The sequence below is a fragment of the Spirosoma sp. genome (genome assembly GCF_026391055.1).
GTDB lineage: Bacteria > Bacteroidota > Bacteroidia > Cytophagales > Spirosomataceae > Spirosoma.
Genome location: NZ_JAPLET010000026.1, coordinates 780,933 through 795,410, shown reverse-complemented (window position 1 = coordinate 795,410; position 14,478 = coordinate 780,933). Strand labels below are relative to the sequence as shown.

Sequence of the window (14,478 nt, the reverse complement as noted above, 5' to 3'; positions counted from 1 at the left end):
CAGTTGATTCCCGACGTATGAGGAGTCAACAACGACAAACTACCCGGCGTTCCGGGTGCAGTCAGCAGTTCGTATACCAGATGGATAACTCGTAAAAAAATGCTGACTTTATGGTCAACAAAAATAAGGGCAAAGTATCTATTAATGGTGCGTGTATTTGGATCGAATTCAGCTTTTCTTATCGTCGTGTTTTTTGTTTACCGATCGGGTTTTGGCGGGCGCTTTTAAGGTACCCGATGACATTGATTTTTCGACTTGTCTATCTTTTCGGCGGACTGACCGTCGTTCGTGCAGCGCATCGAGTTTGTCCTGATGAATATCTTCGGCTTCTTCTACCGAGTGTGATTGAGACAGGCTGGATTCTGTTTTTGCCTTTTCGACCAGCTGACCAAAAAAGCGGTGCAGTGCATGCAGTTCGGCTTCGGTGAGATCTTCTACATTGAGCAGTCGGTTACTAGCCTTGCGATTTACGGCAATAAGTTCATTCAGCTTGAGTTGCATGGCCAGCGAATCTTTATTCTGCGATTTCTGAATCAGAAAGACCATAAGGAAAGTTATGATCGTTGTGCTTGTGTTGATAACAAGTTGCCAGGTGTCCGAGTAGCCGAAAATAGGACCTGTAATAATCCAGGTGATAATGGTCAATAAGGCCAGTAGAAAGGCGGTTGAAGAGCCGGTAGCCTGCGTTGCCCGCGAGGCAAACCGCTCAAAAGATTTGGTGAATGAACTCGAAGCCATTACGGTTGGAAGGTCAAAAAGCTAAGTATACTGATATAAACGCTGCTGGAGAAGTCTTTCTGAAATTAAAAATGACTAATTCGGATTGGTTACCGATTGTCATCAATTTCGGCTCATATCTGCAAGTTCGGCCTCATAATCATGCATGGGCCAACCCTCTTTCTCTGCCTCACGAATCGCTTCTTTCTGCGCGTAAACTGCCTCCTGAATACGGCCAAGTTTTTGGAGTAACTGGGCAAAGGTGTGCAGAGAATCGTGGGTGCGGTACAAGCGTACCGAGCGCTCTGCCCACGCCAAGGCTGCCTCCCATTGGGTGGCGGAGGTGCCCATCGTCCGATAGGTATCCGCAATTTCGTAGAGTGAACGAGCTACTTTCCAGGAGGCAATGTGTTTTTTCATGGGTGGATTGAAGATCGGGTTATTCCGGATTGAATCCGGCAAAGCGGATTCCGCTGTTTGCATACGTATGGCAACGATAGAATCCTGCTCATGCAAATCGGCTATTGCCTGACTCATCAGTTGATCACGCGCAATCGGTTCCGCGATGGTTTGGTAGCGGGCAAAGTTCTGCGTCTGTTTATGAAATTTCAACCGGTAGTCGTTCGAGGCTTCCTGTTTTTGTACCTCTTGCCGAATCACGAACGGGTTGGCGGATGCATCATTCCGTTCGCTGTTTGTAATTACTTTTTCGAGCAGTTGTTCGTCTCTTGTTGAAATAGCCCGGTCAAAATCGTTCCTCAGCACGCGGTACAATGCAACGGAAATGGCATTCGACAGGCGCTCCTGAGCCGGGTCGGATTCAAGCAGGCCAGGCCGATTGGTAATCAGCAGGTTGAATGCTTTCGTGTCGGCCGATTGAATGGTCTCCGCCACAAAATGCACTGTTTGTGCTGCGGTGCGTTCCGACGCAGGTAGAGCATCGATATAGGCATCGAGCACGTCGTTGATGGGGCGGCTGAGCGACTGACGTGTCTGGAGATATTTTTTTAGAAAATCCGGGTCTCGCTTTCCGTCTGCATACGCTTTGTCGCCCTTCGCAACCGTCGATTTCAGGCGTGGCAGAGACAGTACGTGATCGGCCTGAACAAGCATGGCGTTGATGCCGCCGTACCCAACCGCCCGGTGAATCAGATCGCCATTGGGTGCGATGAACAGAGACGTTGGATAACTGGCTACGAGGTATTGTCGGGCAATGGCAATGCCTTCGCCTTTCTCGGCGTCGAGCTGGTAGTTAATGAAGTGTACGTTGTAGCGGCCTCCTATTTTCGAATTGGGAAAGGCTTCGTTAGCCATTCGTTTGCAGGGTGGACACCAGGTTGTGTAGACGTCCAGAAACACGGGTTTGTGCTGGCGCTTAGCTTCAGCAAGGACATCTTTCCAGGTACCTTTAAAAAAGGTAATGCCTGGCGGGTCAATGCACGGGAGTGGCAGACTTTGGGCACCCGGTTTACAGATGACCAACAAAACAAAGGACAGAAGAAGCCTTGACACGAATGAATTCATTCGGGAAATAACAATAAAAATCTGTCATTTTGTTTGTTGACGGTTTTTGATCGCGTGAGGACAGAGCCAGCAGGCTCTGCCCCGTGCGTGCCAATCTTATTTACAGACTTGATACGTGCAGCTGTCATCTTTCTTCCAGTCGCTGCCAACCTGGGAAAGGCTTTTTACGCATATGGTCTGAATCTTGTTATTGAAACAGTACAGATAGGAGATGCGGCTATTCTTACTTACATCCAGGCTGCTTAAGGTGTTGTGATCGCAAAATAAATGTGTCATGTTAGTCTGGATGCCTACATCGAGACTGCTTAACTGATTATACTCACAGTGCAGGCCAGTAAGCGCTGAATTCTTACTCAGATCTAAAACTTGAAGTTGATTATACTGGCAGTTTAAGCCACTTAAATTTATATTCTTACTTACATCAATACGACTTAATTGATTGTATTCACAAGATAGACTGGAGAGGTAAAGATTTTGACTTACATCCACATTCGTCAGGCTATTGTTTCGACAATTTATTGATTGCAGAACTTTACAATTACCGACATTGAGAGTGGTTAGTTTATTGTCTGTACAGGTTAATCTGGATAGATTAACGGTATTTGTTAGGTCTATAGCCGTTAAATTGTTGAAAGAACAATCAATAGTTACCAGTGATGTACTCTTGCTCAAATCCAGATTGGTGAGCTTATTATTGGAGCATTGCACATTGCCGAGTTTCGGACACTTACTTAAATCTAGACTCGTTAGAGCATTGTTGTAAGAGAATAACTCATTTAAAACGGGACTATTTAAAGTTAATCCGGCTAAATTGTTGTTATAGCAATATAAATTAACGAGGGCCGTTTGCTTACTCAAATCAAGGCTGATCAATTTATTGTTATAACAATCAAGACGCCCCAAGGCTGGATTGGAGCTTAAATCTAGTGTTGTCAAGTTGTTGCCGTCACAGAATAGAAGTGTTAACTTCACGAAAGCTTCGATGCCCTGTAGGCTAGTAATGGATTTCCCGGAAATACTCAGATTCGTTACGGTTTGAGCACTGGTTATTAATAATTTCCCATCCTGCACATCATCTATCTTTAAGGCAATTAATGCCTTCTCAAAGTTTATATCCGGTATCGCTACATACGGATTCGCACCCGTCGTGCTGCTGAACGCGGCCGAGGTGGATGCTTTTCGATTATCGGAAGCGACTACACTTCCCGCTATTGTAGCTCCATAACCAGCATTCTTAATCGTATAAGTGGTATCGGTGAGGTTTTTGGCCAACGTATCCTTGTAAACAACGGCGTACGTAACAGGATCGCCGTTCGGGTCTTTAGCTTTAGTCCAGGTGAGTACTACATCAACGCCGGTGGCCGCAACCTTGGCGGTAACTGTAAAAGCGGCTGGCGGGAGATTGGGCTCAGGATCGTCGTTTTTCTTGCAGGCGATAAGTGACAGCGTAAGGAGTAAGAATAGGAGAATTCGATTGATCATAAAGAAAAAGTAGACGAAAATTTAAACGTGAATCCCGTTGCGGCCCTTGCCGCAACGGATTTAATCTTTGACCGTATAGAGCTTGATAAGTAACCCGGTTTGGTGGTTTGTGTGCCAAATGCATAGCTTAGTCCGTAGTCTGGAAACGGCTGGATATATCAGGTGTAAAAGCTATTTTACCAGGAAGGCAAGTGGCTTAGCAGGTGTGTTTTACGAACGGACGGAAGCGTAGGCTAATGAACTAATCCCCGGTCGGGCTTGTCTTTTTTGTATATGGCAAAAAAGGAAATTCCACACGCTACCCCTACTGATAGTAAGGAACAGGTAAGCTGGCGGGAACGCTTTGCGGCCCTGGGAAACCTGCCCGCATTTTTCAAATCAGTGTGGGAGGTGTCGCCGGCTTTATTTCTCGGTAATGCAATCCTGCGCCTGATTCGGGCCGCTATTCCGGCTGCTACACTCTACGTCGGGAAGTTGATTATCGATCAGGTTGTTGCCCTCTCCCGGCACACCACAACGGATGACACCAATTATATCTGGTGGCTGGTGGGTGCTGAATTCGGTCTGGCGATCCTCTCGACCGCTCTGGGTCGGGCCGTGGCGCTGATGGATAGTTTGCTGGGCGATTTATTTGCCAACCAGACATCCATCCGGCTGATGGAACACGCAGCCACGCTCGATCTCGAACAGTTTGAAGATGCTACTTTCTACGATAAACTCGAACGCGCCCGACGCCAGACCACCGGCCGAACGGTGCTGCTTTCCGGCGTTTTCGGGCAGGTACAGGAACTGATTTCGGTAGGCTTTCTGGCGGCAGGTCTCGCAGTGTACAACCCCTGGCTATTGCTGCTGATTCTGGTAGCTGTAACGCCGTCGTTCATTGGCGACAACTACTTCAACCAGCGCAGCTATTCGCTCTCCCGCTCCTGGACGCCCGAACGGCGCGAACTTGATTACCTGCGATACATTGGTGCGAGCGACGAAACGGCGAAAGAGGTCAAGATTTTTGGTTTGTCGGGCTTTCTGATCGACCGATTCAAAGAGTTATCGTGGGGGTATTATCTAAAGAACCGGGCGCTGGCCATCAGCCGGGCCGGGTGGGGCACGTTGCTGACGGCCCTGGGTACTGCGGGTTATTACGGGGCTTACGTCTGGATTGTGCTGCGGGCCGTGAACGGGCAAATCACACTCGGTGACCTGACCTTTCTGGCTGGGTCGTTCCGGCAGGTGCGGGGCTCGCTGGAAGGGATTCTGCTTCAGTTCAGCAGCCTGACGCAGGAAGCGATCTATTTGCAGGATTTGTTCGATTATTTTGCCATTAAACCGCTCATTCATTCGCCCAAAACGACCCGTCCGTTCCCCAGGCCAATTCGGGAAGGGTTTGTGTTCGAAAATGTCGGTTTCAAATACACCAACTCGGAGCGCTGGGCTTTGCGTAATCTTTCCTTTACGCTTCAGGCGGGCGAAAAACTGGCGCTCGTTGGTGAGAACGGCGCTGGCAAAACGACGCTCGTCAAACTGCTGGCCCGTTTGTACGACCCGGCCGAAGGGCGTATTCTGCTCGATGGCTACGATTTACGCGAGTACGACCTGATGGAGCTACGGCGCAATATTGGTGTCATTTTTCAGGATTATACCCGCTTCAAAATGTCGGCTGGGGTGAATATTGCCGTGGGTGATATTGACGAGCGAACGAATCAGGCCCGCATCGAAACGTCTGCACAACGGAGTCTGGCCGATACGGTCATCGCCAAACTGGCCGGAGGGTACGACCAGCAGCTGGGCCGCTCGTTTGGCAAAGGCGTTGAACTATCGGGGGGGGAGTGGCAAAAGGTAGCACTGGGCCGTGCCTACATGCGCGATGCGCAGCTGATTATTCTCGACGAACCCACCGCTGCCCTTGACGCCCGTGCCGAGTACGAAGTGTTCCAGCGATTTGCCCAGCTAACAGAAGGGAAATCGTCGGTCATCATTTCGCACCGGTTCAGCACTGTTCGCATGGCCGACCGGATTCTGGTACTGGAAAATGGTACCCTGCTCGAAATTGGCAGTCACTACGAACTGCTGGAGAAAGATGGCCGCTACGCCGAGTTGTTTGGTTTGCAGGCAAGGGGGTATCAGTAAGATTGAACGTAAGGCATGATGGCGCGAGGCCGAGCCACGTTGGCTCGGCCTTGGGTCTCTTATTCTCCGGATTCTAGCCAACTTTAACAATTTATATGTTTATTTGACCGGCCGGAGGCTTAAGAATAGTCGGCAGAGGCTGGAGCCAACGTGATCCGGCCCCGCGCCATCATTCGAAGCTTCGTCATAGTCTGCTAAACCTGTTTTTTTATGAAAACCCTTCTTTCTTTCTGCGCGTTACAAGGCGTATTACTCACGGCACAGGCACAAACTCCCGCCATTCCGTCGCCCGATATTCAGATTAAAAACGCTGTGCTGGCTGCTCCAGCCGACAAACGCGATGGGGCTACGGTATACGGCTATTCCCCAAAGAATGAGTTTGTCGTGCTGCGAAAAGGAACAAACGAACTTGTTTGCCTAGCCGATGATCCCGCTCAAAAAGGCCTAAGTGTGTCCTGTTACCACCGCGACCTGGACCCCTTTATGGAACGCGGTCGGGTGTTGAAACAGGCTGGTAAAAAACCGGCCGAAATTCTGGCGATGCGTGAGCAGGAAGTAAAGGCTAAAAAACTGACAATGCCTACCCATCCATCATCGTTATTCTCGTACACGGCTAAAGACGAGGATTATGACGCAGCTACAGGCGAAGTAAAAGATGGGTATCTACGCTCAGTTGTGTACATCCCGTACGCTACTGCCGAAAGTACCGGTCTGCCTCTGAAGCCTGAAGCGCCCGGTATGCCTTGGATCATGGACCCCGGTACCCACCGAGCGCATATTATGATCAATCCACCCGTATCGACTACGGCACACCATTAAGCGAAAGTCAAGTGGTGAGTAACTAAACAGGCGACAGATGTTCCTCCAAAGCGGAAAGGTGTTTCTGACAACAGTAATCTGTTTGCTGGTTGTGGGTTCTGGTATGGCCCAACGGAGGGACGTTGATTATTCGCGGATCAAAGCGACACCCAGTGCCAGGCCAGTGATGGCTTCTCCTGTTCAATCCGGACGCACAGCCAACCCCAGCATTTTAACCATAAAAGCGTTTGCCGTTGATATCAGTAAGCCGCTTACATCGGCTATTGTCAGCATAACTTCACGGACAACGGGTAAGACACAGGTGCTCTCCCTGGCAAACGGGCGGCTTGAGCAGGTATTTAACGAGCCCGATGTGTTAGCGATTGAGGTAAGTGGAGAAGGTTATACAACAGCTTTTCGAAGTATGACAATAGCTGTATCGACAACCGGAAATAGGTATGAGTTTGATGCCCAACTAGACCCGGCTCCCATTAAACTAACCGTGTGGGCGGTCGACAGCCGGACGAATAAGCTAATTCACGATGCCCGTTTTACAATCTCGGGTAAAGCTGGCAAAACAACGCTCTTGCTAACGCCCGATTCGACGACCGGTCTGGTTAAAACGGATTTACCCGGTAAGGGCGTTTACCAGTTAACCAGTTCAGCCAATGGCTATGGCGATTTTACAAAGTCTATCAGGCTGGACAGTGTACAGAGCGAAGCACGGGTTATGCTAACACCTAAAAAAGCGCCGGACATTACAAAAGCGCAAGCGCTCCCCGAAGCCGTAGTGAAGTCGGCAAAGACAGCCTATGTGGAGACCCCGGCGGCAAAACCAGCGTTAAAGGTGCCCACTCTTTCCGGTAACCTACCGATGCCTGCTGTTTCGAATAAGCCGTTTGGCGCCTTGGAAAAAGGGAAAGCCATCCCGCTCAAGAATATTTATTTCGACCAAAGTTCCCCGGTTCTGCGGCCGGAATCTTCCACGGAACTCAACCAATTAGTGGCTGTATTACTGGAAAACCCAACGGCAAAAATCGAAATCCGGGGACATACCGACAATCAGGGCGATTTTGACCTAAATGTAAAACTCTCCCGTGATCGCTGTCAGGCGGTTATTGATTACCTCGTTGGTAAAGGAATTGCAAAAAGCCGCCTGACAGCGGTTGGTCGCGGTCCTATCGACCCAATCGCCCCAAATAATAATGAAGAGAATCGGAAAAAGAACCGGCGGGTGGAGGTAGTGCCTGTTCTCTAAACCGCCGGGCCGCCCGGCGGTTTAGACAGTTGGCTTCGGTCCCCGGAAAGCGTCTTTTTTGGCTACTGGCGGCAGTTTGACCGGTTTGCCTTCCCGTGCCGACTGGTAAATAGCTTCCATTATCTTCTGGTCCTGAAGGCCTTCCTCGCCGGGCGTAAAGGGGATTTTATTGTCCAGAATGCATTCCGAGAAGTGATCCATTTCGGTGGCAAAATGGTCTTTGTCGGCAATTTTGTGCTGAATGATCTGATTTTCTTCGCCCTGTGCCTGACTGGTTTCCAGTTGTAGGCCAGTATATGGAAAAGCAGGATCCATTTTTATCCAACCCGTATCGGCCAGAACGCGGTAGCTCTTCTCATCGTGGTGTCCGTAGCTGGTGGCGCAACTGGCCTGAACGCCACTTGGAAATTTCATCAGCCAGTTTACCTGTTCTTCAACTTCTTTGAAGCGTGGGTCGTTTGGCGTACTATGAATGTACGCCATAACTTCAGTTGGCTCTTCGGCCAGCACAAACCGGATGGTGTTCAGGCAATATAAGCCCACGTCGGGGAGAGAGCCGCCCCCAGCGAGGGCTTTGTTGAACCGCCAGTGTTTCGGGTTATCGGAGTTTTGACCGTTGTTCGCGATGATGCTTTTCACCTTCCCGAATTTCTCCGTCTGGATCATCTCGCGCACCATCTTGTTATGCGGCTCATACTGAATGCGGTAGGCGATCATAAGCTTACGGTTTGCTTTTTTACAGGCGTCGATCATGGCCTGGCATTCCTGCGCGCTATTGGCCATCGGTTTTTCACAGAGAATATGCTTGCCTGCCTGCGCCCCCCGAATGGTGTACTCAGCGTGCATGCCGTTGGGAAGCACAATGTAAATCGCTTGCACCTCCTTGTTATCCTTCAGTTTGTCGTAGTCGGCGTAACTATAGCAACTCGATTCCTTGATGCCATACTGAGCGGCTACCTTCTGCATTTTTTCGGGGCTGCCGCTCACCAGAGCCACCACTTTTGATTTTGTACAGCCGCCGAAAGCGGGCAAAATCTGATTCAGGGTCAGGTGGCCCAGACCAACAAGGGCATAACCCACGCGCTGGTCTTCGGCCAGGGGCGTAGGGGTCGGGCCTTCCTGCTGTTCGGTTTTGGCTTTGATTTGCTCCAGCTCAATGGGCTTGGTGGAGTCAGCGGGGACTTCGGCCGGGGGGGAGGTGGCCGGGAGCTTGGGAACGGGTCCGCTGGGCGTACTGGCTGTGGATGCTGAAGTGCTGCTGGCGTCGGGCTTTTTGTCGCAGGAGGCCAGAGCAGTTCCCAGCGCACCAACGGCGAGACCCCGGCCCGTTAGCTGAAGGAAATCCTGCCGCGAAAGGGTAGATACAACTGGATTACCTAACAGGTTAGTAACAAAACGATCAATCGGTTTCATAACGTTGTTTGTTTACGTCAGGAAACCGATTGATGAAAGGGGTTGTTTACCCGAGTTATTTAATAGGCGAATAATCGGTTGGTTTCATGTAAACCGACTCGACTTTGGTGGTCAAAGATCCACCCGCTTCTTTTTCTGATGCGTCTTTAGCCGCTATCCATTTAGGGTCTTTCCGGAACTCTTCGAAATGAGCTTTCCCTTCGGCTTCGCTGGGGTGAGCCAGTATGTATACAAGCTTAGACTGTTCATTCGGATCTTTTTCCTGCGTAACCCAATAGGCCACGTTCGTCATCCCGTGTTTGCTGAACAGCTTGATGGTGTGATCGCGGAAACGCGACAGCAGGTTAGGCAGTTTGCCCGGTGTGCATGTATAGGTGCGTAATTCAAACGTCCGTTCGGGCGATTTCTGGCTTAGTTTCAGCTTAGGAGAAATGTCAGCCTCGGTCATAAAAATCTGATCCACGTGGTCGACCAGTTTGCCATTCGCTTCGGTTTTTGCTACCACCGCTTTCCATTCCGGATCGCTGCCGAAGGCTTTCCAGGAAGCATCCCGAGCTTCGCGGCTGGGGTAGGCCAGAATGTAGATCAGCTTTTTTTGAGTGGTATCCGTTGGTGTCCAGTAACCAATGTTTTCCATACCATGTTTCTCGAAAATTTTGGTAGTATACTGGCGAAAACGGTCTACTATTTCGGCGTATTTGCCCGGAGTCGGGTAATAAATTCGAACCTCGTAAAACTTGGAACCCGCTGCCGGGGCTGTAGCTTTGCCGGGCTTGGTAGTTGCGAAAGCGGCCATGCTGAATAGCAGGCTAAAAAAGCATAGGGAATATAGTTTGGCTATCATATTGTTGCAGAAACGTACTAGTAAAGCGTTCTGTGTTCAGAAGCGTTAACCAGCCTTTTTCTAACCGTATTAACTTTTTGTCATGTAATGTTAATGAGTCTGGTAAGCGCTTCTGCCTGATAAATACAGACTTATCTTTGAAGCGAATGTTTTGCCTATAAGTTCGAGTTGCGTATGTTTTCTTGTTTAGTACGTCTAAAGCATTATTTTTGTCGGTCATCCACCGTTTTAACCCAATATTATACGTTATGTTGAGCCGCGTTGCCAATTCTGTTTACTGGATGCATAGATACATTGAGCGAGCTGAAAACTATGCCCGTTTCATGAGTGTGAATTTCAACCTGGCGCTCGATCTGCCACCAAACGTAGACCAGCAGTGGGAGCCTTTACTGATTGCCACCGCTGACCACGACTTATTCACAAAGTACTATCAGCAGCCTACGCGGGAGAATGTCATTCATTTTATGACCTTCGATAAGCGTAATCCCAATTCCATTGTGGCTTGTCTAAGCAACGCGCGGGAGAACGCCCGCACCATTCGGGAGGTGATTTCGAAGGAAATGTGGGAACACTTGAACCAGTTTTACCTGATGGTGCGCGATACGTCGCCCAAGCAGCAGTGGGAGGAAATTGAAACTCAGCACTTTTTTACAGAAATTCGGAACAGCACCCAGCTCTTTTACGGGATTATCGATGCGACTATTACCCGAAACGAAGCCTGGCATTTCGGTCGGCTGGGGCGTTTTCTGGAGCGGGCCGATAAAACATCACGTTTTCTGGATGTTAAATACTTTACGCTTCTGCCCGAAATTGAAGCCGTTGGCTCTACCATCGACTTAATGATTTGGTCGGCCGTATTAAAGTCGGTAAGTGCTTATAACATGCACCGTCAGCAGTACCGGTCGCTGACACCGTCCAGCATTGTCGAGTTTCTCATTCTGGACCGGATGTTTCCCCGTTCGGTAGCACATTGTATCCGGCAAGCGGAATTGTCGCTCTACGAAATTTCCGGCAACAACATTGCGCATGGCTTTGGAAACTCTGCGGAGCGCACCATGTCTAAACTACGTTCGGAGATAGAGTTTACGGATACGGCAGACATTTTCAGTGGAGGACTTCATCAATACCTCGATAATTTCCAAACCCGTACTAACGAAATTGGGGCTGCTATCTTTCAAACGTATTTCGATCTGAAACCAGTGGAAGTTTAGTGATTTGTGTAGTGGTGGAGTAAGTGCAGTAAAACTACTTTTACTTACTCTACTATGCCACTAATTCACTACCGAAAGACGGGTAGTGTGATAGCCAAATAAGCCATACCCGCCCGATTCCGAAACCGGTTGTTATCGGCAATAATATCGCGGTTCGAAACGGTTGTTTCGGTGGTAAGCCACTGATATCCCAGTTTTATGCCCATTCGCTGACTTACGCGATAGCGGGCATAAATTTCGGTGGCCAGTGTGCCCCGGTCATTGTCGCCAAGTAGCCGTACGTTAAGGGCGCTGGGCCTCGATTTCTGAAAGGTGTTAGCACCCTTAAAGTAAGCCGTCGTTGAATCAGCGCCAGTGCTGGAATAAACCTTGTACTGACCCGTTGACGATATATAGCGGCCTAGTCTCGACTTCCCGAAAGCGATTCCCAGTAAGTCGGCACTACCCCCAATTTCCAGCTTTCCTAAATTAAGCTGCGCCCGAATGCCAATGTTGAGCGACGTATTGGTTATATAGTCATAGCGAACCGTATCGATATTATTCACGATGAGCGGGGCTCCAATAGCACCTAACCCGCTTTTTCCGCGGGTTAATCCAGCGGGAGCGGTATAGTAATTCAGGTTATCGCCGTAAAAAGCTCCCAAACGGGCTGTCCAGCCGAGAGAGAAGAGCTTGCGTTCACCGATGTGGATAAGCTGGTAATAAGCGATGGATGGATTGTAGTGATCGTTTGAATAAGCCATCCCTAAATCATAACCACTGCTAAGCCGGGCCGATACGGGCGATTGCCCAAATGTGTAAAGTGGTACAATTGTTAGTAATACAATAAATAGGTGCTTCATTAACTACATCAAGCTGTTTTCGAGTAAAAACAAAAAAGGTAAACGGGTACAAAAAAGGAAGTGGATAGCCTGCGTATACACCGGCTATCCACTTCCTTTCGAGCTTTACTACATCATTTTTAAAACGACAGCTCCCAGGGGAGGAACGTTTACGTCGATGGATTGCGGACGACCGTGCCATACCTGTTCGTAACTGGCAATAGGCCCCGAATTATTGACACCACTCCCGAAAAACTCGACGGCATCACTATTGAAAACTTCTTTGTATGAACCCGCCGACGGTACACCAATGCGATAACCGGAGCGTGGAATAGGCGTCATATTCAGTATAATGAGCAAGTTGTCTTCCGGACGGTTGCCTTTACGGATGTACGTAATGACACTGTTTTCGCGGTCGGTGGTGTCGATCCACTCGAAACCTTCGGCACTGAAATTACGCTCATACAAGGCTGGTTCAGCTTTGTAAAGCGTGTTTAAGGCTTTTACGCAGGCCGCCATGCCTTTATGGGGCGCAAATTCGAGCAAGTGCCAATCCAGGCTGGCATCGAATTTCCACTCCGATGTTTGGCCGAATTCGCCCCCCATGAAGAGCAGTTTGGTGCCGGAATGCGTAAACATATAGGAGAAAAGCAACCGTAAATTGGCAAATCGCTGCCATTCGTCGCCGGGCATTTTACCAATCAGGGAGTGCTTGCCGTACACAACCTCATCGTGCGACAGTGGCAGCATGAAGTTCTCCGTAAAGGCGTAGACGGTACTAAACGTCAGCTCGTCCTGGTGAAACTTGCGGAAAGCGGGGTCGCGCTGGAAATACCGGAGCGTATCGTTCATCCAGCCCATCATCCACTTCATTCCGAAGCCGAGACCACCCATGAAAACTGGCCGAGAAACGCCAGGGAAAGCCGTTGACTCTTCGGCGATGGTTTGCGTATCGGGGAATTCCTTATAAACCGCTTCGTTAATTTCTTTAATGAGCGAGATAACGTCCAGATTCTCACGGCCACCAAATACGTTCGGCTCCCATTCACCCGCATTACGCGAATAATCCAGATACAGCATAGAGGCCACGGCATCTACCCGCAAACCATCAGCATGGCAGCGGTCAAGCCAGAACATGGCGTTGCTGAGCAGGAACGAACGCACCTCGGGGCGACCATAGTTGAAAATGTAACTTTTCCAGTCGGGGTGATAGCCTTTGCGTAAATCAGGATGCTCGTATAAGTGCGAGCCGTCGAATTCATACAGGCCGTGAGCGTCGCCGGGGAAGTGGGAGGGGACCCAGTCCAGCAACACGCCGATACCCGCCTGGTGGAGCCTTTCGATGAGTTTCATGAACTCCTGTGGCGTACCGAAACGGCTGCTGGGCGCGTAGTATCCGGTAATCTGATAACCCCATGATGGAGCGTACGGATACTGCATGACGGGCATGAACTCAACGTGCGTGAAACCCATATCCTGTAGATAAGGCACCAGCGCGTCGGCAATTTCACCATACGACAACTCGCGCTCCGGATTACCGGGATCGCGTCGCCAGGAGGACATGTGCATCTCGTACACGGAAATGGGTGCGTTGAGGGCGTTTTTGGCACCCCGGCTGGCCATCCATTCCTCATCCTGCCATTCGTAGTAGGTATCCCAGACGACCGAAGCTGTTTTGGGCGGCACTTCCCACCAGTGGGCGTAAGGGTCACCTTTTTCTACTTCGCGTCCGCCTTCATGGACGATAAAGTATTTATAGGTTTCGCCCCGGCCAATGTTCGGAATGAATACTTCCCAGATACCCGACGAATCCCAGCGAACATTCATGGAATGACTGCCTTTGTCCCAGCCATTGAAATTACCAATAACCGCCACATAACGGGCGGAGGGTGCCCACACGGCGAAATAGGTGCCTGTTATACCGTTGTGCTCGACTACATGAGAGCCAAATTTATCGTATAGCTTTTGATGCTTTCCACTCCGGAAGAGGTGAATATCAAAATCAGAGAAGCGGGAGTAAACCCCATCCTGGTGGGTCGGCTTGTCCGACGAGGCCGGTTGGCTCGTAACTTGTTCGGGTAAAGCAGGCTGCACCGCTTGTTCGGTTTCGGCCGAGGGGGTAGGAGTTTTGCGTTTTGCCATTGTTGGAACTAAATAGATACGTTATTGAACGTGATCACGGGCTGAAAGTTAGAAAAAATCCTTACCGTTCGCAGACACATGATCTCAATTTATCGGGTAGCTGCCCCGGTCTCCTACGAAAAACAGGGCTTCCTACGTAAAATA

General features: G+C 49.7%; 11 protein-coding genes. 4 read left to right on the top strand and 7 right to left on the bottom strand.

The window, feature by feature from the left end:
• Positions 1-168 precede the first annotated feature (168 nt).
• The 3 genes from NT073_RS26755 to NT073_RS26745 all read right to left on the bottom strand — a co-directional run bounded on the left by NT073_RS26755 (position 169) and on the right by NT073_RS26745 (position 3,723).
• Positions 169-738, bottom strand: coding sequence for a low affinity iron permease family protein (locus NT073_RS26755; RefSeq protein ID WP_297379862.1), 570 nt, complete (start codon positions 736-738; stop codon positions 169-171).
• 102 nt (positions 739-840) lie between these two features.
• Positions 841-2,241 (bottom strand): thioredoxin fold domain-containing protein, encoded by a 1,401-nt coding sequence (locus NT073_RS26750; RefSeq protein WP_297379859.1) that lies wholly within the window; start codon positions 2,239-2,241, stop codon positions 841-843.
• A 96-nt stretch (positions 2,242-2,337) separates the two neighbouring features.
• Positions 2,338-3,723, bottom strand: a complete 1,386-nt coding sequence (locus NT073_RS26745) for a hypothetical protein (protein ID WP_297379856.1) — start codon at positions 3,721-3,723, stop codon at positions 2,338-2,340.
• Positions 3,724-3,996: 273 nt separating this feature from the next.
• Between NT073_RS26745 and NT073_RS26740 the strand changes: the two genes are divergently transcribed.
• From NT073_RS26740 to NT073_RS26730, 3 genes are all read left to right on the top strand, one after another.
• Positions 3,997-5,847 carry an ABC transporter ATP-binding protein gene (locus NT073_RS26740; protein ID WP_297379854.1) on the top strand — a complete coding sequence of 617 codons (1,851 nt, stop codon included), beginning with the start codon at positions 3,997-3,999 and terminating at the stop codon, positions 5,845-5,847.
• Positions 5,848-6,057: 210 nt separating this feature from the next.
• Entirely contained in the window at positions 6,058-6,666 is a 609-nt protein-coding gene (locus tag NT073_RS26735; RefSeq protein ID WP_297379851.1) for a hypothetical protein, read from the top strand.
• Between the two features lie 37 nt (positions 6,667-6,703).
• Entirely contained in the window at positions 6,704-7,903 is a 1,200-nt protein-coding gene (locus NT073_RS26730; RefSeq protein ID WP_297379848.1) for an OmpA family protein, read from the top strand.
• Between the two features lie 21 nt (positions 7,904-7,924).
• Here the strand turns inward: NT073_RS26730 and NT073_RS26725 are convergent, their stop codons facing one another.
• The gene (locus NT073_RS26725) at positions 7,925-9,316 is read right to left on the bottom strand and encodes a Gfo/Idh/MocA family oxidoreductase (protein WP_297379845.1); all 1,392 of its coding nucleotides are present in this window, start codon (positions 9,314-9,316) and stop codon (positions 7,925-7,927) included.
• A 55-nt stretch (positions 9,317-9,371) separates the two neighbouring features.
• Positions 9,372-10,160 (bottom strand): NIPSNAP family protein, encoded by a 789-nt coding sequence (locus NT073_RS26720; RefSeq protein WP_297379842.1) that lies wholly within the window; start codon positions 10,158-10,160, stop codon positions 9,372-9,374.
• A gap of 248 nt (positions 10,161-10,408) precedes the next feature.
• Here NT073_RS26720 and NT073_RS26715 point away from each other — a divergent pair, with 248 nt between their 5' ends.
• Complete coding sequence (locus NT073_RS26715; protein WP_297379840.1) at positions 10,409-11,371, top strand: alpha-E domain-containing protein; 963 nt, start codon at positions 10,409-10,411, stop codon at positions 11,369-11,371.
• Positions 11,372-11,439: 68 nt separating this feature from the next.
• Here NT073_RS26715 and NT073_RS26710 read toward each other — a convergent pair whose 3' ends face one another.
• Positions 11,440-12,213: a hypothetical protein gene (locus NT073_RS26710; protein WP_297379838.1), complete on the bottom strand. Its 774-nt coding sequence runs from the start codon at positions 12,211-12,213 to the stop codon at positions 11,440-11,442.
• Positions 12,214-12,321: 108 nt separating this feature from the next.
• Positions 12,322-14,334 (bottom strand): 1,4-alpha-glucan branching protein GlgB, encoded by a 2,013-nt coding sequence (glgB, locus tag NT073_RS26705; protein WP_297379835.1) that lies wholly within the window; start codon positions 14,332-14,334, stop codon positions 12,322-12,324.
• Positions 14,335-14,478: the final 144 nt, after the last annotated feature.